Consider the following 17,148-nt stretch of genomic DNA (forward strand, 5'->3'; position numbering starts at 1 on the left):
GCAGCCCTCCCGTAACGGGCAGGGTCCCGGCGGCGAGGGCAACTTTGCAGGCACCGACGAGGCCGTCGAGGAGTTTCTGCGGCCGGGAGCGCAGGTCCAGCGGGACGTCCATGCCCGCCGCGGAACCGTCCGCTGCGGAATCAGGGCTGGCGGCAGCGTCCACCCCGGGCTCCGGGGCCTGCGTGCGGGGGTTGGTGGCGGTGTTCATCACGGTGAGGAGATGTTCGAACTGTTCGGCGGTCGCGAAGATCTCCAGGTGCTGGAGTCCGTGCCGGGGCTTGCGGAGGAACGCGCCCTGGAGCTGGCGCAGGAGTTCTTCGGAGGGCTCGGCCCCGTCCTGGTCGATCGCGTCTGCCCAGCTCCGGGCCACCCGGGCCAGGAAGTCCGGGTCGTTCTCCGCGGCCGTGCGGGTCAGGGCGTGTTCCATCCGGGCGGCGGTCTCGGCGTCGCAGACGTGCCGGACACGGTCCAGGGCGAGGCTGATGATGGTCGCGGGCCGGGACCCGACCGCGCCGGAAGCGACGGCGGCCCCCAGCTCCCCGTGCACGGCAGGCAAGTCTTCTCCGGTGAATCCCCGGCGGGGCAGCAGACTGTCGGCGAGGGACAACCGGCGCCGGGCCTCCGCGGAGCCGATCCGCAGCCGCGCCCGCAGGAACTCCGTAGTGTTCCGGTACCCGTCATCAACAGCACCAGCATCAGCAGGCTCATCCGCGGCGGCCGGGTCGTCAGTGCCGCCGGGGGTCTCCCGCCAACCCGTGGACCACGACGTGCCCGCCTTCGGGCCGGCGGCCGCGGCCTGCTTCCGGGTCCGGTCCACGGCGCCGGCCGCGACGAGCTGCAGATACTCCGCGATCCGCGAGAACTCCTCCACGGTGCCGGCGAACTCCGACGCCTCCTGGAAGCCCCGCAACGCCGCATCCCCGGCCGCCGTCAAAGCCACCTCCCGGAGCGTGGCCAGGGCATCATCCAGACCGGACCGCCGGGCCGGAGCAACGCCCCGGTCTGTGTCCTGAAAAGCAATGAAATCCCTGACGGTTTCCATAAACCCACACTACTTTGGGGGTCTGACACTTCTAAGCGAGGTCTATTAGGACAAACCGTGTGTATGGAATGTGCCTGCTTCCCAGTGGCGGCGGGGGGAGATCCGGGGTAGCTAGGCTTTGAAAGCTTAGGGTGGCTGGGGTGCTTGTTTATCTCTGGAATGCCTGGTGTGCGGCCGGACGCTGGGCCGAAACGGGCAGACCGTTGCGGCCCAGCCGGTGCCGGTGCCTGGGTGAACTCCGGACGGCGCCATTCGCCGTCCGGGGCGCCTTTGAACACGATTCCGGCCCTTAAGGTCCGGTGTTTGCGGCGTGTCCGTGTCAAAGTGCCCCAGGACCGCCCATGACGGGCGAAACCAGGGGCGCGCCCGAGTCCGCTTGCTTAGGGTCCAGGCAGGACGCGACCGGCACGCCGGGGATTGACCCACGTTTTGTCCTATAAGCGTGTTCCCCGGTTGTCTGACCATCCCGTTCCGAGAAAACAAAAAACCCCGCCATGCTGCCTTTGGGCCTGCACTGACGGGGTTTTGCTGGTGGGTCCTACCGGGATCGAACCGATGACATCCACGGTGTAAACGTGGCGCTCTACCAGCTGAGCTAAAGACCCAAACCGCTGATTCCGCGCTTCCACGCTTCAACCAACGAACAGTCACTGTACCGGATGAACCCGGCGGAGCGCCAATCGGACCTGTCGCCTCTCAAAGCGGCGGGAGTTCGGCAGCGAGCCAGGTGAGCGCTTCGCTGACACCGGCGTCGAGCTTGATGGTGGCGAGGTCATCCCCGCGGGTCTGGCCCCGGTTGATGATGACAACGGGCTTTCCGTGCTTGGCAGCGTGCCGGGCAAACCGCAGCCCGCTCATTACCGTCAGCGAGGAGCCGGCGACCAGGAGGGCAGCGGCCTCGTCCACCATGGCATAGGAGCGTTCGACCCGGTCCTTGGGGACGTTCTCGCCGAAGTAGACGAAGTCGGGTTTGAGTGTGCCGCCGCAGGCCGGGCAGTGGGCCACGACAAAACTCTCGATCAGATCGGCGTCCTCGACTGTGGCGTCGGCGTCCGGGGCCATTTCGACCGCCCCGGCGGCCTGTGCCCGCTCCAGGAAGCCGGGGTTGAGTTCCGTCAGCACTCCCGCCAGCATTGTTCGGCTGTAACGCCGGTGGCAGGCAAGGCAGACCACCTGGTCGAACCGGCCGTGCAGGTCCACCACGTTGACGCTGCCGGCGTCCTCATGGAGCCGGTCCACGTTCTGGGTGATGAGTCCCGTGAGCAGACCGCGGTGTTCCATCCGGGCGACGGCGGCGTGGCCGTCATTGGGGTCGGCCCGGCGCAGATGGGACCAGCCGATGTGGTTGCGGGCCCAGTAGCGGCGCCGGTTGTCCGCTTCGCCGATGAATTCCTGGTAGGTCATGGGGGCACGCGGTGCGGCGCCCGGTCCGCGGTAATCGGGGATGCCGGAATCCGTACTCAGCCCGGCACCGGTCAGCAGCGCGAAGCGCTCGCCCGCGAGGAGGCGGTGGATTTCCTGCAGGACCTCAAGCTCGTCACGGGCCGGTACGGCGGCGGGGACCGGGGGCAGGCTGGCAAATCCAGTCATGCCGATCCCGGGCCGCCGCGTCCGCACTGCGTCAGTTCCCGACGAGTCCCGCCAGGGCGGCGCGGTAGTCGGCGAAATCCCGGGCCTGGCCGCGGGGATTCACCACCACATAGCGCACGATTCCGCTCGCGTCGATGATGAAGGTGCCGCGCTTGGCCATCCCGCTGTCGGGGTCAAAAACGCCGTACCGCCCTGCCACGGCCCCATGCGGCCAGAAATCCGCCAGCAGGTCGAAGGCGTAACCTTCCTTCTCCGCGTAGGCCCGCTGGGCGAACTTGCTGTCCACGGAAATCCCCAGGACGGTGGTATCGGCGTCCTCGAACAGCGCCAGGTTGTCCCGGATTTCGCACAGCTCCCCCGTGCAGATGCCGGAGAAAGCGAACGGGAAGAACACGAGGACGACGTTGCGGCCGCGAAGTTCCGCGAGCCTCACGGGTTCGCCGAACTGGTTCAGCAGCTCGAAGTCAGGGGCTGCCTCGCCGACGGCGGGTACACCCCGAGCTTCACGTCCCTGTTCCGCTATGGTGCCAACCGCTCCGGTTTGGGTCACTTGTTCTTCCGTGTGACCAGACGGGTGGCGCTCCAGTCCTTGGAGACGCCCGCGGAGGTGGTGTAGTGCAGGCCGGCGGTGGGGGCGGCATCCTGGATGTCGGCCGGCGAAACGTAGCCCACGCGGCCGGACTTCGGGGTCAGCACCCAGACGACGCCGCCCTCGGTCAGGGTGGTCCGCGAGCCGACCAGAGTGTCCACGAGGTCGCCGTCGTCGGACCGCCACCAAAGAATCACGGCATCGACGACTTCGTGATCGTCCTCATCGAAGAGTTCCGAGCCGGTGAGATCTTCGATGTCGTCGCGCAAATCGAAGTCGACATCATCGTCATAACCGAATTCCTGAATCAGGTCCCCGGTTTTGAAACCCAGTTTTTCCGCCACATTTACCGAAGTGGCGGCGTCGGCCTCGCTCACGTGTTGCTCCTATGCTTGGTGTTTTCAATAGCTCTAGTGATTTCCATTACTCCAAGCCAACACCCTTTGCGCCTGCGCTTCAAGCTGTTGGCCCCGCGATCCGCCATATTCTGCGTCACACACGGGGTTTCGGGCGCCGCCAGGCGGCACGTCGTCACACAACCAGTATGCCGGTCAAATACAACCCGGACCCCAGGCGGGAGCTACGCATCCCCGAGCCGTCACAGCTAGAGTGGCTGATGACGACTACGCCTGCGAGGGCGGACGCCCCGCTGACGAAGGCGGGCATAGTTGTGATTGGACCTTGCCCGGCGCACATGACCGGGCAGTTGTAACCGATATGTCGCACACGTCGCGTTCACGCCAGGCAGTTACCCTGCCGGAGCTGAGGGCGCCGATGAATGCGCTCAAAGAGAGGTTGGACGTGGCTGCAGGAGAAGAGACCTCCCATATCCTCAGCGGGTTGACTAACCAGCTGCCTGATCGTGATCCGGAAGAGACCGCCGAGTGGCTGGAGTCCCTGGATACGCTGATTCAGGAACAGGGCACTGAGCGTGCCCAGTACATAATGCGCAGCCTGCTTCAGCGGGCCGGCGCGCAGAGCGTGGGTGTTCCGATGGTCACCACCACGGACTACGTCAACACGATCCCGGTGGACCAGGAAGCACCATTCCCCGGCGACGAGGAGATTGAGCGCAAGTACCGGGCGTGGCTGCGCTGGAACGCCGCGGTCATGGTGCACCGGGCGCAGCGGGCCGATATCGGCGTCGGCGGACACATCTCCACCTACGCCGGTGCCGCAACGCTCTACGAGGTCGGTTTCAACCACTTCTTCCGCGGCAAGGACCACCCCGGCGGCGGCGACCAGGTCTTCTTCCAGGGCCACGCCTCCCCCGGCATGTACGCCCGGGCCTTCATGGAAGGCCGGCTCTCCGAGGAGGACCTGGACGGGTTCCGGCAGGAAAAGTCCAAGGAGGGCCACGCACTGTCCTCCTACCCGCACCCGCGGCTGATGCCGGAGTTCTGGGAATTCCCCACGGTCTCGATGGGCATCGGGCCGATGAACGCGATCTACCAGGCACAGTCCAACCGCTACCTGCACAACCGCGGCATCAAGGACACGTCCGACCAGCAGGTCTGGGCGTTCCTGGGCGACGGCGAAATGGACGAGCCCGAGTCCCGCGGCCTGCTCCAGCTCGCCGCAAACGACAAGCTGGACAACCTCAACTTCGTGATCAACTGCAACCTCCAGCGCCTTGACGGACCCGTCCGCGGCAATGGCAAGATCATGCAGGAACTTGAGGCGTTCTTCCGCGGCGCGGGCTGGAACGTCATCAAGGTCGTCTGGGGCCGGGAGTGGGATGACCTGCTGGCCAAGGACGAGGGCGGCTCACTCGTCAAGATCATGAACGAAACCGTCGACGGCGACTACCAGACCTACAAGGCCGAGTCCGGCGCGTTCGTCCGCGAGCACTTCTTCGGGCAGACCCCACAGACCAAGGAAATGGTCCAGGACCTCACCGACGACCAGATCTGGAACCTCAAGCGCGGCGGCCACGACTACAACAAGGTCTACGCCGCATACAAAGCCGCGACCGAGTTCAAGGGCAAGCCCACGGTCATCCTCGCCCACACCGTCAAGGGCTACGGCCTGGGCACCCACTTCGAGGGCCGCAACGCGACCCACCAGATGAAGAAGCTCACCCTCGCGGACCTGAAAGCCTTCCGCGACCACCTGCGCATTCCCATCACGGACGACCAGCTCGAAGCGGACCTCTACCGCCCCCCGTACTACCACCCCGGCATGGACTCCCCCGAGATCCAGTACCTCATGGAACGCCGCCGTTCCCTCGGCGGATTCGTCCCCGAACGCCGCTCCAAGCACAGTGAGGTCACCCTCCCGGAGGACAAGGTCTACGAAGTCGCCAACCGCGGCTCCGGCAAGCAGCTGGCAGCCACCACCATGGCCTTCGTCCGCCTGCTCAAGGACCTCATGCGGGACAAGGAGTTCGGCCAGCGGATCGTTCCGATCATCCCGGACGAGGCCCGCACGTTCGGCATGGACGCGTTCTTCCCGACGGCCAAGATCTACAACCCCAACGGCCAGAACTACCTGTCCGTGGACCGCGAGCTCGTCCTGGCGTACAAGGAGTCCATCTCCGGCCAGATCGTGCACGCCGGCATCAACGAGGCCGGCTCGGTGGCGGCCTTCACCGCCGCGGGCACGTCCTACGCCACGCACGGCGAGCCGCTGATCCCGATCTACGTGTTCTACTCGATGTTCGGTTTCCAGCGCACCGGCGATTCGTTCTGGGCCGCCGCGGACCAGATGACCCGCGGGTTCATCATCGGCGCCACCGCCGGCCGCACCACCCTCACCGGTGAAGGCCTGCAGCACGCCGACGGACACTCTCCCATCCTGGCCGCGACCAACCCGGCCGTCGTCACCTACGACCCGGCATACGGCTACGAGATCGGCGTGATCATGCGCGACGGCCTCAACCGTATGTATGGTCCGGGCCTGGCGGACAACGACCCGTCGCGGAACGTGATGTACTACATCACCGTCTACAACGAGCCGATCTCCCAGCCTGCAGCGCCGGCGGAAATGGACGTCGAGGGCATCATCAAGGGCATCTACCTGCTGGCACCGGCCAAGATCGACGGCCCGCGCACGCAGATCCTTGCCTCCGGCGTGTCTGTTCCCTGGGCCCTCGAGGCCCAGCGGGTCCTCGCCGAGGACTGGGGCGTCTCGGCCGATGTGTGGTCCGTGACGTCCTGGAGCGAGCTGCGCCGCGACGCCATGGCCGCCGAGGAAGAAGCCTTCCTCAACCCCGGCCAGCCCGCCCGCGTCCCGTTCGTCACCGAACAGCTCGCCGGCGCCACCGGTCCGATTGTGGCGGTCACCGACTACATGAAGGCCGTGCCGGACCAGATCCGGCAGTTCATCCCGAACGAGTTCGCCTCGCTCGGGGCAGACGGCTTCGGATTCTCCGACACCCGCGCCGCAGCGCGCCGCTTCTTCAAGAACGACATCCACTCCGTGGTTGTCCGTTCCCTGCAGATGCTGGCCCGCCGTGGCGAGGTGGATGCCCAGGCTCCGGCCCAGGCCATCGAGAAGTACCGCCTGCATAACGTCAACGCCGGCACCACCGGCAACGCGGGCGGCGACTCCTAGGGTCAGTCCAGCACCGTACGACGGCGGTCCCCACCGGAAGGCGGGGGCCGCCGTCGTCGTTAAGGCCCTGTGATCTGGCACTGTGATCCAGCACAAGGCGCGTTGTAGCCTTTGCACAAATGGAGCTTGGGCCGCAGTCCCCGTATGCTCGATGGATGGCCGAGCCGATCACCACTCCCGCAAAACGCAAGCCCGCTTCGAGGGCGGTGCCTCCGGAGAAGGTCGAGACGCTCAAGAAGCTGCGGGCAAGCGTGGGCCAGCTCTCCACGACGACGCTCCGCCAGCTGGAGAAGTCCCTGCCGTGGTACAGCCGGCTGAACTCCGACGAACGCTCGGCCCTGGGCATGGTGGCCCAGAACGGCATCGCCGCCTTCGTCACGTGGTACGAGCGGCCCAGCTCGCCGTCGTGGATCCTGTCGGACGTTTTCGGCACCGCGCCCACCGAACTCACCCGCTCCATCAGCCTGCAAAAGGCTCTCCAGCTGATCCGGATCGTGGTGGAAGTGGTCGAGGACCAGGTGCCCGTGATCGCCCCGGAGGCGGACCAGGGCGCGCTGCGCGAGGCGGTACTGCGGTACTCCCGCGAGGTGGCGTTCGCGGCGGCCGATGTCTACGCCCGCGCTGCCGAAACCCGCGGATCGTGGGACACCCGGCTGGAAGCGCTCATTGTGGACGCCATCCTGCGCGGCGAAAACACCGATGCCCTGCGGTCCCGGATTGCTGCCCTGGGCTGGAAGGCGCAGGAGCGCTTCACCGTCATGGTGGGCAATACCCCGTCCGAACCGAATGCCAGCTACGTCAGCGAACTGCGCCGCACGGCCGGGCGTTTTGCCGAAGACGCCCTCGTCGGAATCCAGGGCGACCGGCTCATCCTCATCCTCGGCGGGGTCCACGACCGGGAGACCGCGTACCTGAAACTCGCCGAACTCTTCGCCCCCGGTCCGGTGGTCTACGGCGCCGAAGCGGGCTCCCTGCTGGAGGCCAGCAGCTCGGCCCAGTCAGCCTTCGCCGGGCTGACCGCTGCCCGCGCTTGGCCCGCCGCGCCCCGCCCGGTCGCCGCCGATGACCTCCTGCCGGAACGGGTGATCTCCGGCGACGACGCCGCCCGGCGCTCCCTCGTCAAGAACATCTACCGGCCCCTGCTCGCGGCATCCAACGGCCTGGTGGAGACCCTCGGGACGTACCTGGAACTGGGCCATTCGCTCGAGGCCACGGCCCGTGAACTCTTCGTCCATGCCAACACCGTGCGCTACCGGCTCAAGCGCGTCTGCGACGTCACGGGCTGGGACCCGCTGTTGCCCCGGGAGGCTTTTGTACTCCAGACGGCCCTTGTCGTTGGCCGTCTGGCGGCCCCGCCGAAGCCCGCCGCGGAACGGCAACCGTCGCGTAACAACACCTGAGCAGTTGTAGACTTCCTACAAAGTGACCCTGTGAGCTTGGTGCATGAATGCACCGATAATCACGCCGTAGTTTGGAAAGCTGGATACGTGCTTGCAATCGTCTGCCCTGGACAGGGCTCCCAGACCCCCGGTTTTTTGGCCCCTTGGCTGGAACTGCCGCCCGTCGCAGGCCATCTGGCCGCCCTCAGCGAAATCGCAGGGGTCGACCTCACCGCTCACGGCACCACCTCCGATGAAGAGACCATCAAGGATACTGCTGTTGCGCAGCCGCTGATCGTCGCCGCCGGACTGGTGGCCGCACAGTCGCTGTTCGACGTCGAACTGGGCACCCTGCCGGTCATCCTTGCCGGCCACTCCGTCGGGGAGATCACAGCGTCCGCCCTGGCCGGCGTGCTCACCGAAACCGAAGCCATGACGTTCGTCCGCGAACGCGCCAACGGCATGGCAGCCGCCGCCGCAGCCACGCCCACCGGCATGAGCGCCGTTGTGGGCGGCGACCCGGCCGAGGTCCTGGCCGCGATCGAGGCCTGCGGCGCCACGGCAGCCAACGTCAACGGCGCCGGCCAGACCGTCGCGGCCGGAACCCTGGACCAGCTCAAGGCCCTCGCGGGGAACCCGCCGGCCAAGGCCCGCGTCATCCCGCTCAAGGTCGCCGGGGCATTCCACACCTCGCACATGTCCCCCGCCGTCGCGGCGCTCCGGGCCCTCCGGCCCTCGCTGCACCCGCGGAACCCGCAGGTCCCCCTGCTCTCCAACTTCGACGGCGCGGAAGTCACCGATGGTGCCGCCGCCGTCGAAAGCCTGATCGCCCAGGTATCCCGCCCGGTCCGCTGGGACCTTTGCATGGAAACGCTCGTGAAGCGCGGCGTGACCGGCGTGATTGAACTGGCTCCGGCCGGAACCCTCGCCGGACTCGCGAAGCGCGGCATGCCGGGCGTCAAGACCGTGACCGTCAAGACCCCGGACGACTTGTCCGCCGCCCTGGCCCTATTCGCAGAACTGGAAGGACAGGCATGAGCGTGCCCACGTTGAAGCAGGCCCCCCTGCACGAGAACACCCGAGTCATGGGAGTCGGCGCATACCGGCCCAGCGTGATCGTCACCAACGATGACGTCTGCCAGTGGATCGATTCCTCCGACGAGTGGATCCGCCAGCGCACCGGCATCATCACCCGGCACCGTGCCCCCGCTGACGTCAGCGTCATCGACATGGCCGAGGGCGCGGCCCGCGATGCCCTGCAGAAGGCCGGCATCGAAGCCTCCCAGCTCGGCGCCGTCATTGTCTCCACTGTGACGCACCCGTACGCGACGCCGTCCGCGGCCGCCAGCCTCGCCGACCGCCTCGGCGCGACGCCGGCCCCGGCCTTTGACATCTCCGCCGCCTGCGCCGGGTACTGCTACGGCATCGCCCAGGCCGACGCGCTGGTCCGCTCCGGCGCGGCCAACTATGTCCTCGTCGTCGGCGCGGAAAAGCTCTCGGACGTCATCGACAACACCGAGCGCACCATCTCCTTCCTGCTCGGCGACGGCGCGGGCGCCGTCGTGATCGGCCCCTCCGACACCCCGGGCATCGGTCCGTCGGTGTGGGGCTCGGACGGCAGCAAGTGGGACGCGATCGGCATGACCGGCTCCATGCTGGACCTCCGTGAGCTCGCCACGGCGGGCAAGCAGGGCGGTGCGCTGAGCGCCGAGGAAGCCGCCGTCACCGACGCGGCGCTCTGGCCGACACTCCGCCAGGACGGCCAGACGGTCTTCCGCTGGGCAGTCTGGGAGATGGCCAAGGTGGCCCAGCAGGCGCTGGATGCTGCCGGCATCAGCGCCGACGATCTCGCGGCCTTCATCCCGCACCAGGCGAACATGCGGATCATCGACGAGATGGCCAAAAAGCTGAAGCTGCCGGAGAACGTCATCATCGCCCGTGACATCGCCGACGCCGGCAACACCTCCGCAGCGTCCATCCCCCTGGCCACCCACCGCCTGTTACAGGAAAACCCGCAGCTCAGCGGCGGGCTTGCACTGCAGATCGGATTCGGTGCCGGACTGGTTTTCGGTGCCCAAGTGATCGTGCTTCCGTAGGCGTCCTTCCTCCCAACTTTTCCCGTCTTCATATCCCAGAGCAAACCGAACCCTCGGTTTGAGTCATTTCCGCCCAGGCTGCCGGCACACCGGCAGCCCACGGCAATAACAAGAAAAGGAGCCATCATGGCTAGCAACGAAGAGATCCTGGCCGGCCTGGCTGAAATCGTCAACGAAGAGACAGGCCTGGCCACCGAGGCAGTCGAACTGGACAAGTCCTTCACCGAGGACCTCGACATCGACTCCATCTCGATGATGACGATCGTCGTCAACGCTGAAGAGAAGTTCGGCGTGCGCATCCCGGACGAAGAGGTCAAGAACCTCAAGACCGTCGGCGACGCCGTCAGCTTCATCGCGAACGCACAGGCCTAATTACGGCCCCGGCCGGTCCGGGGGCGCACCTGCACCCCCGGACCGCGCCATTTGCAGCACCACCCCAGCAGCACCCCACAGTTTTTCAAACGCAGGCCCCGGCAAAGCATTCCCAAGTCCCGGACACGGCAGGCGCACCGACAGAGAGTGATCCCATGGCACGCAAAGTAGTCATTACCGGTCTGGGTGCCACCACACCCATCGGCGGCGATGTCCCCACGATGTGGAAGAACGCGCTGAAGGGCGTCTCCGGCGCGCACACGCTTGAGGACGACTGGGTGGCCAAGTACGAGCTGCCCGTCCACTTTGCCGCCCGCGCGTCCACCCCCGCCACTGAGGTCCTGAGCCGGGTCGAAGCCAAGCGCATGGACCCGTCCACGCAGTTCGCCGTTGTGGCCTCCCGCGAGGCTTGGGCCGACGCCGGCATCACCGAAATCGACCACGACCGCCTGGCCGTGGCCTTCGCCACCGGCATCGGCGGCGTCTGGACCCTCCTGGATGCCTGGGACACCCTGCGCGAAAAGGGCCCCCGCCGCGTCCTGCCCATGACCGTTCCCATGCTGATGCCCAATGGCCCGGCCGCGGCGGTCAGCCTCGACCTTGGCGCCCGCGCCGGTGCCCACACCCCTGTCTCCGCCTGCGCGTCCGGCACCGAAGCCGTGCACATGGGCCTGGACCTGATCCGCTCCGGCAAGGCCGACGTCGTCGTCTGCGGTGGCGCCGAAGCCGCCATCCACCCGATGCCGATCGCCGCCTTCGCCTCCATGCAGGCACTCTCGCGCCGCAACGACGATCCCGAGCACGCCTCACGGCCCTACGACCGTGACCGCGACGGTTTTGTGATGGGCGAAGGCGCCGGCGCCCTGGTCCTTGAAGCCGAGGAACACGCCCTGGCCCGCGGTGCCCGGATCTACGCGGAGCTGGCCGGCACGTCGGTCACCGCCGACGCCTATCACATCACCGCCCCGGACCCACAGGGTCTCGGAGCCACCCGCGCGCTGAAGGCCGCCATGTTCGACGGCCGCATCCAGCCCGAGGACGTGGTGCACGTCAACGCGCACGCCACGTCCACCCCGGTCGGCGACAAGCCCGAGTACGCCGCCCTCAAGGCCGCGCTGGGCAAGCACGTGGACGACGTCGCCGTCTCGGCCACCAAGTCGCAGATGGGGCACCTGCTGGGCGCCTCCGGTGCCGTGGAAGCCGTGCTGACCGTCATGGCCATCTACGAGCGCAAGGCGCCGGTGACCATCAACCTGGAGAACCAGGACCCGGAAATCCCGCTCGACATCGTCACGACGGCCCGCGATCTGCCCTCCGGCAGCATCTCGGCGCTGAGCAACTCCTTCGGCTTCGGCGGCCATAATGCCGTGATCGCAGTGCGGAGCATCTAGCCCGGGCTGCCCGCAGCACGCCGGGAACACAGATGGCGGCAATGTTCTTCGTGAACATTGCCGCCATCTGTGTTCCCGGCGCAGCTATGGGGGTGTGTTGCGGCTGGCTTGCAGGCCTTAGCCGACCTGGTGGAGCCAGCGCACCGGGGCGCCTTCGGCGGCATGCCGGAAGGGCTCGAGTTCTTCGTCCCAGGCTTCGCCGAGGGCCAGGGAAAGCTCATGGTAAACCGCGGAGGGGTCGCCGGCGCCGGATTCGTACGCGTATCGGATGCGGTCCTCGGAGACCATGATGTTGCCGTGCACGTCCGTGGCGGCGTGGAAGATGCCAAGCTCCGGAGTGTGCGACCAGCGGCCGCCATCGACGCCCTGGCTGGGCTCTTCCGTGACTTCGTAGCGAAGGTGCGCCCAACCTCGAAGCGCGGACGCCAATTGGGCCCCCGTGCCCGGGTTTCCGGTCCACGACAGCTCAGCCCGGAACATTCCGGGCGCTGCTGGCTGAGCAGTCCACTCAAGGTCCGTCCGCTTGTCCACAACTGAACCTATGGCCCACTCAACGTGGGGGCACAGGGCAGTTGGGGCCGAGTGAACGAACAACACACCGCGGGTCAGTGCAACAGACATTCCATCCTCCATAGCTGTAGGTACGTCTTCCCCAACGACCTCTGCCTGGATGTCTGTCTGTTGCTCGGGTCCGTAGTGATGCGGGTGGTCCTTGCCAGACTATTAAGTTACTGCCCGGTTCCTCGATGGGACTTGATGCTCAAGAGCTTCAAGCAACACTTGAAAGTTGCCGGGCGTGAGTCTTATTCTGCCGTACCCCACCTAATTACGCCAGTGCGATTCGGCGCGTCTTCTCCGGCGCGCCGCACGGCGTGCCGTCTGTGTCCCCTTCGCTCGACCGGGCCGGCCTGAAGCGCTGGGGTCAGGCCCGCGGGTGGGCCTGCTGGTAGCTCTGCCGGAGCCTCTCGACGGAGACATGGGTGTAGATCTGCGTGGTGGCGAGGCTGCTGTGTCCCAGGATTTCCTGCACCGCCCTGAGGTCGGCCCCGCCGTCGAGCAGGTGCGTGGCGGCGGAGTGCCGGAGGGCGTGCGGGCCCGTGGCGGCGGTGTCCCCCAGGGCTTCCAGCAGATCGTGGACGACGCTGCGGACCTGCCGCTGGTCGACCCGTTTGCCGCGGGCACCGAGGAAGAGGGCGGGCCCGGAGGTATCCGTGGCGAGGGCGGGCCGGCCCCGGCGGAGCCAGTCGTCGACGGCGAGTGCTGCGGGCAGCCCGTACGGCACGGTGCGTTCCTTGTTGCCCTTGCCGAGCACGCGAAGGGTCCTGCGGTCAGGATCGAGGTCGTCCACGTCGAGGCCCGCCAGCTCGCCGACCCGGATGCCGGTGGCGTACAGGAGCTCTACGATGGCACGGTTCCGCAATGGCAGGGGTCCGCCCTCGGCGGCCGCGGATTCCACGCCGGCGACGAGCCGAAGGACCTGCTGCTGGTGCAGCACTCCGGGCAGGGACTTTTCCCGTTTCGGCGCTTTCAAGCGGAGTGCGGGGTCGGCTTCGATCAGTTCCTCGCGGACGGCCCAGGCGGTGAATGCCCGGGCCGTGGCGGAGCGGCGGGCCAGGGTGGCACGGGACATCCCCGCTTCGCTCTGCGAGCCGAGCCAGCGCCGCAGGGTGCCAAGCTCCAGGCCCGCGAGGTCCTCCACTCCTTCGGAGGCTGCGTAGTCAAGGAGGCTGCCGACGTCGGAAAGGTAGGCGCGCACCGTATGGGCTGAACGCCCGCGTTCCGCTTCCAGGTAGCGGCCGAAACGCTGGGCGGCGGTGGCCAGTGCGGCCGGGATCTGCTGTGTGGACACCCCCTTACTCTCGCAGGAATCGCCCGGCGATCAAGGAGCCCGACGGCGAGCCGCCGGTCCGGTGCCCGACGGTGCCGCCCCCTGGCACGCCGGGCGCCGTTCAGCTTTCCTTTCCCGACCGCTTCCAGCCGCCGCGGTGCGACTCGGCCAGGCCCAGCAGCCCGAGCCGGCCCAGGCCAGCACGGACCGACTCCGCGCTGAGGCCCGCAACGGCGGTGAGCTTTTCGACCGAACTTGTGGTCCGCAGCGGCAGGGCGTCCAGCAGGATAAGGTCCTCCAGCGTCAGTCCATCCTGGACAGCCTGCCGGCCGGCCTTGACCTCGGGCAACGATTCGCCGCTGGGCGATGCGAGCTCCGCGATCTCCCCCGCATCGGTGACGCAGACCGCGCCGCCTTCCCGGAGCAACCGGTGACACCCTGCAGAGTTGGCGCTGTGCACTGACCCCGGCACGGCGCCAACGGCCCTGCCGAGCGTTTCCGCATGGTGCGCCGTGTTCAGCGCGCCGGATCTCCACCGGGCTTCCACCACGACCGTGACGGACGCCAGCGCGGCGATCAGCCGGTTGCGCTGCAGGAACCTGTACCGCGTCGGCGCAGAGCCCGGCGGGACCTCTGCCAGGACCGCCCCCTGGTTCGCGACGGTCCGCAGCAGGTCCTCGTTGCCGGAGGGATAGAAGCGGTCCACTCCCCCTGCCATGACGGCGATGGTGGGCATACTGCCGCCGGATCCGCCGGCGAGGGCGGCACGATGGGCGTGGGCGTCGATCCCGTAGGCGCCGCCGGAAATGATCGTGAATCCGCGCTGCGTCAGTGAATACGCGAGGTCGGCCGTTACGGACGCGCCGTAGGAGGTGCTGTCCCTGGAACCCACCAGGGCAATGGACCTGCCGGGCGGAGGCAGCTCCTGCTCGTTGCCGCGCCACCAGAGACAGATCGGTTCCTGCAGTCCGAGGTCCGCCAGTTGGCGGGGCCACAACTCGTCGGAGGGGATGATCAGGCGTCCGCCGAGCCGCTGCATCGTGGCGAGGTCCCGATCCGGTGCCAGATCCGGGACCCTCGGCGCCCAGCGCTTCCGGGCCGTCCCCAGGCCCGTCCAGCCGCTGCCCGAGCTGTTCTCCTGCAGGAGCCGGAACATCTCCTGTTCCAGGTCGGCTCCGGCGGCCACCTGACCGGTCGCGATCTTCAGCGCGTCCTCCGCCCCGGCGATGCGCACGAGCGCGAGGCCGGCGGCGTCCTGCGGTTCAAACAGCCGGGATAACGCTGCCCGGGCGGTCCGTTCGCTCTCTGTCATGGTGTTGTCCTTTCACGGGCTGGCTTTGGTGGCGGCGCCCCAGTTTCGCGGCGGCGACAGTAGGGTGTTTCTGCTACGCGGCGACAGCCGCCTGCCGGAGGTTGAGCGCCAATCCGATGTCATCTGCTGCCGGGACGTCACGGAGGGCCAAATCCGCCAGGGTCCAGGCGAGACGCAACACGCGGTCGTAGCCGCGGGCCGTCAGCACCCCACGCTCCAGGGCATGGTCCAGGATCCGGGTGGTGGGGGCGCCGAGCCGCAGTGCACCCCGCAGCACGCGCCCCGGCACCTGGGCGTTGGTCTCCATCCCGAACGGCAGCAGCCGCCCGAGCTGGCGCTCCCGTGCGGCCCGGACGCGGGACGCAATGGTTGCGGTGTCCTCTTCCGCCCCTGGCCGGCCAAAGTCGGCCAGCGAAACCCGTTCGACCTGCAGCTGGATGTCGACCCTGTCCAGCAGCGGCCCGGACATCCGGGCCAGATACCGCCGGCGCATTGTGGGGGTGCAGATGCAGTCGACCCCCTTGCCCGTGGCCTTGCCGCAGGGGCACGGGTTGGCCGCAAGGACAAGCTGGAAGCGGGCAGGGTACGCCGCTGTTCCCGCCGACCGGTGAAGTACGAGCTCTCCGCTCTCCAGCGGCTGCCGGAGCGCATCAAGGACCCGGCGCTCGTATTCAGGAGCCTCGTCAAGGAACAATACGCCGCGGTGCGCCCGTGATGCGGCGCCGGGCCGCGGCAGCCCGGAGCCCCCTCCGATGATGGCAGCGGACGTGGCTGTGTGATGCGGGTTTTCATACGGGGGCCTGCGCACGAGTTGAAGTGAGGCTGAGGTCAGTGAGCAGAGCGAATGGATGGCCGTCACCTCCATGGCCTCGGCGTCGCCCAGGTCAGGCAGGAGTCCGGGAAGCCGTTCGGCCAGCATCGTTTTTCCCGCGCCCGGCGGGCCGGTCAGCAACAGATGGTGCGCGCCGGCGGCCGCGACTTCCAGCGCTCTCCGGGCGTCCCCTTGCCCGGAGACGTCGCACATGTCCGGTGGGATGAAGGAAACCGCGTCGGTTCCGGCGTCGGGTCCGCCGGGCTCGGGCGCGGGCTCGAAGTCCAGAGCCAGCTCCTGCAGATCAGCGCCGAAGTCGAAGGCCAGGCGGGCCAGGGTGGCGTAGCCCTGCACCCGGGCGCCGGGCACGAGTTGGGCTTCGGCGGCGTTTGCCTGCGCCACGACAATGTCGGCGTAGCCTGCCCGTACCGCAGCCATGACGGCGGGAAGGACCCCGCGGACAGGCCGCAGCCTGCCGTCCAGTCCGAGTTCGGCGATAAACACAGTCCGGCCGGTCGACCGGACATCATTGGAGGCCAGCAGGGCTGCCATGGCGATTGCCAGGTCGAAGCCTGAGCCGCGTTTGGGCAACGACGCCGGAATGAGGTTGGCCGTGATCTTCCGGCGGCTCAGCGGAATGCCGGAGTTCTGGGCCGCCGAGCGGATCCGTTCCTTGGCCTCATTGAGCGAAGCGTCGGGCAGCCCAAGGATGATAAACGCCGGGAGGGTCTGGCCGATGTCGGCCTCCACCTCAACGATGTAGCCGTTCAGCCCCACGAGGGCCACCGAGTAGGTCCGGCCGAGCGCCACCTACCCCACCCCCTTAAGGTGTTCCACGCGGGGGTCCGCAATGCCGTCGTCGAGCACGGAAACGACGTCCACCCGGCGCAGGGTCATCCGGAGGTCATGGTCGCGGCACCAGGCAGAGGCCAGGCGGTGCAGCCGAGCCAGCTTGTCCAGGCCGACAGCTTCGAACGGATGCCCGTACGCGAGGGAACTGCGCGTTTTCACTTCGGCGATGACCAGGGTGTCGCCGTCGAGGGCGACAATGTCGATTTCGCCCTCGGAACACCGCCAGTTGCGGTCCACTATCCGCATGCCCTGGGCTTCGAGGTATCCGGCCGCGAGTTCCTCCCCGCGCCGGCCCAGCACGTCCTTTGCTCTCATGTAACCAGCGTGCGGC

15 protein-coding genes and 1 tRNA gene are annotated in these 17,148 nt (G+C 67.7%); 6 read left to right on the plus strand and 10 right to left on the minus strand.

The features are described 5' to 3' along the window. The 5 genes from ACZY0Y_RS07730 to ACZY0Y_RS07750 form a co-directional block, all read right to left on the minus strand. The coding region (locus ACZY0Y_RS07730; RefSeq protein WP_463957313.1) for a DUF222 domain-containing protein at positions 1-1,042 on the minus strand (1,042 nt) is incomplete at its 3' end. A gap of 529 nt (positions 1,043-1,571) precedes the next feature. After that, positions 1,572-1,647 (minus strand) — tRNA-Val (locus tag ACZY0Y_RS07735). Positions 1,648-1,738: 91 nt separating this feature from the next. Further along, complete coding sequence (locus ACZY0Y_RS07740; RefSeq protein WP_463883401.1) at positions 1,739-2,632, minus strand: NAD-dependent protein deacetylase; 894 nt, start codon at positions 2,630-2,632, stop codon at positions 1,739-1,741. A 31-nt stretch (positions 2,633-2,663) separates the two neighbouring features. Then, entirely contained in the window at positions 2,664-3,182 is a 519-nt protein-coding gene (locus ACZY0Y_RS07745) for a peroxiredoxin (protein WP_463957314.1), read from the minus strand. Beyond that, on the minus strand, positions 3,179-3,598 hold the full coding sequence (locus ACZY0Y_RS07750; protein WP_224046791.1) for a DUF3052 domain-containing protein: 420 nt from the start codon (positions 3,596-3,598) through the stop codon (positions 3,179-3,181). The genes ACZY0Y_RS07745 and ACZY0Y_RS07750 overlap by 4 nt, the downstream gene beginning before the upstream one ends. Positions 3,599-3,995: 397 nt before the next feature. On the opposite strand from ACZY0Y_RS07750, the gene aceE reads away from it, so the two are divergent. The 6 genes from aceE (at position 3,996) to fabF (ending at position 12,014) form a co-directional block, all read left to right on the plus strand. Next, a complete protein-coding gene (aceE, locus tag ACZY0Y_RS07755; protein ID WP_463957315.1) occupies positions 3,996-6,776 on the plus strand; it encodes a pyruvate dehydrogenase (acetyl-transferring), homodimeric type in 2,781 nt (926 codons plus the stop codon). A 155-nt stretch (positions 6,777-6,931) separates the two neighbouring features. Continuing rightward, positions 6,932-8,176: a PucR family transcriptional regulator gene (locus tag ACZY0Y_RS07760; protein ID WP_463957316.1), complete on the plus strand. Its 1,245-nt coding sequence runs from the start codon at positions 6,932-6,934 to the stop codon at positions 8,174-8,176. Positions 8,177-8,263: 87 nt separating this feature from the next. Then, positions 8,264-9,193, plus strand: coding sequence for an ACP S-malonyltransferase (locus ACZY0Y_RS07765; protein ID WP_463883406.1), 930 nt, complete (start codon positions 8,264-8,266; stop codon positions 9,191-9,193). After that, on the plus strand, positions 9,190-10,251 hold the full coding sequence (locus ACZY0Y_RS07770) for a beta-ketoacyl-ACP synthase III (RefSeq protein WP_463883408.1): 1,062 nt from the start codon (positions 9,190-9,192) through the stop codon (positions 10,249-10,251). Before ACZY0Y_RS07765 ends, ACZY0Y_RS07770 begins: the two co-directional genes overlap by 4 nt. A 126-nt stretch (positions 10,252-10,377) precedes the next feature. Continuing rightward, on the plus strand, positions 10,378-10,623 hold the full coding sequence (locus ACZY0Y_RS07775) for an acyl carrier protein (RefSeq protein WP_011692310.1): 246 nt from the start codon (positions 10,378-10,380) through the stop codon (positions 10,621-10,623). Positions 10,624-10,778: 155 nt separating this feature from the next. Then, positions 10,779-12,014 carry a beta-ketoacyl-ACP synthase II gene (fabF, locus tag ACZY0Y_RS07780; protein WP_463883410.1) on the plus strand — a complete coding sequence of 412 codons (1,236 nt, stop codon included), beginning with the start codon at positions 10,779-10,781 and terminating at the stop codon, positions 12,012-12,014. 117 nt (positions 12,015-12,131) lie between these two features. On the opposite strand, the gene ACZY0Y_RS07785 is transcribed toward fabF, so the two are convergent. The 5 genes from ACZY0Y_RS07785 to ACZY0Y_RS07805 all read right to left on the minus strand — a co-directional run bounded on the left by ACZY0Y_RS07785 (position 12,132) and on the right by ACZY0Y_RS07805 (position 17,132). Continuing rightward, the gene (locus ACZY0Y_RS07785; RefSeq protein ID WP_024368243.1) at positions 12,132-12,635 is read right to left on the minus strand and encodes a DUF3145 domain-containing protein; all 504 of its coding nucleotides are present in this window, start codon (positions 12,633-12,635) and stop codon (positions 12,132-12,134) included. A 301-nt stretch (positions 12,636-12,936) separates the two neighbouring features. Then, the gene (locus ACZY0Y_RS07790; protein WP_463883412.1) at positions 12,937-13,863 is read right to left on the minus strand and encodes a tyrosine recombinase XerC; all 927 of its coding nucleotides are present in this window, start codon (positions 13,861-13,863) and stop codon (positions 12,937-12,939) included. Between the two features lie 100 nt (positions 13,864-13,963). After that, complete coding sequence (gene dprA, locus ACZY0Y_RS07795) at positions 13,964-15,154, minus strand: DNA-processing protein DprA (RefSeq protein WP_463957317.1); 1,191 nt, start codon at positions 15,152-15,154, stop codon at positions 13,964-13,966. Between the two features lie 73 nt (positions 15,155-15,227). Then, complete coding sequence (locus ACZY0Y_RS07800; protein WP_463957318.1) at positions 15,228-16,775, minus strand: YifB family Mg chelatase-like AAA ATPase; 1,548 nt, start codon at positions 16,773-16,775, stop codon at positions 15,228-15,230. Further along, positions 16,776-17,132: a YraN family protein gene (locus ACZY0Y_RS07805; protein ID WP_463883416.1), complete on the minus strand. Its 357-nt coding sequence runs from the start codon at positions 17,130-17,132 to the stop codon at positions 16,776-16,778. It lies immediately after the preceding gene. Between the last annotated feature and the right edge of the window lie 16 nt (positions 17,133-17,148).

Source organism: Pseudarthrobacter kochi (assembly GCF_055412805.1).

Bases quoted from the DNA above. Each gene is read 5' to 3' on its own strand.
- ACZY0Y_RS07785 (WP_024368243.1), bottom strand. From the start codon at position 12,635: ATGTCTGTTGCACTGACCCGCGGTGTGTTGTTCGTTCACTCGGCCCCA.
- ACZY0Y_RS07775 (WP_011692310.1), top strand. From the start codon at position 10,378: ATGGCTAGCAACGAAGAGATCCTGGCCGGCCTGGCTGAAATCGTCAAC.
- aceE (WP_463957315.1), top strand. From the start codon at position 3,996: ATGAATGCGCTCAAAGAGAGGTTGGACGTGGCTGCAGGAGAAGAGACC.
- dprA (WP_463957317.1), bottom strand. From the start codon at position 15,154: ATGACAGAGAGCGAACGGACCGCCCGGGCAGCGTTATCCCGGCTGTTT.
- fabF (WP_463883410.1), top strand. From the start codon at position 10,779: ATGGCACGCAAAGTAGTCATTACCGGTCTGGGTGCCACCACACCCATC.
- ACZY0Y_RS07805 (WP_463883416.1), bottom strand. From the start codon at position 17,132: ATGAGAGCAAAGGACGTGCTGGGCCGGCGCGGGGAGGAACTCGCGGCC.
- ACZY0Y_RS07760 (WP_463957316.1), top strand. From the start codon at position 6,932: ATGGCCGAGCCGATCACCACTCCCGCAAAACGCAAGCCCGCTTCGAGG.
- ACZY0Y_RS07740 (WP_463883401.1), bottom strand. From the start codon at position 2,632: ATGACTGGATTTGCCAGCCTGCCCCCGGTCCCCGCCGCCGTACCGGCC.
- ACZY0Y_RS07770 (WP_463883408.1), top strand. From the start codon at position 9,190: ATGAGCGTGCCCACGTTGAAGCAGGCCCCCCTGCACGAGAACACCCGA.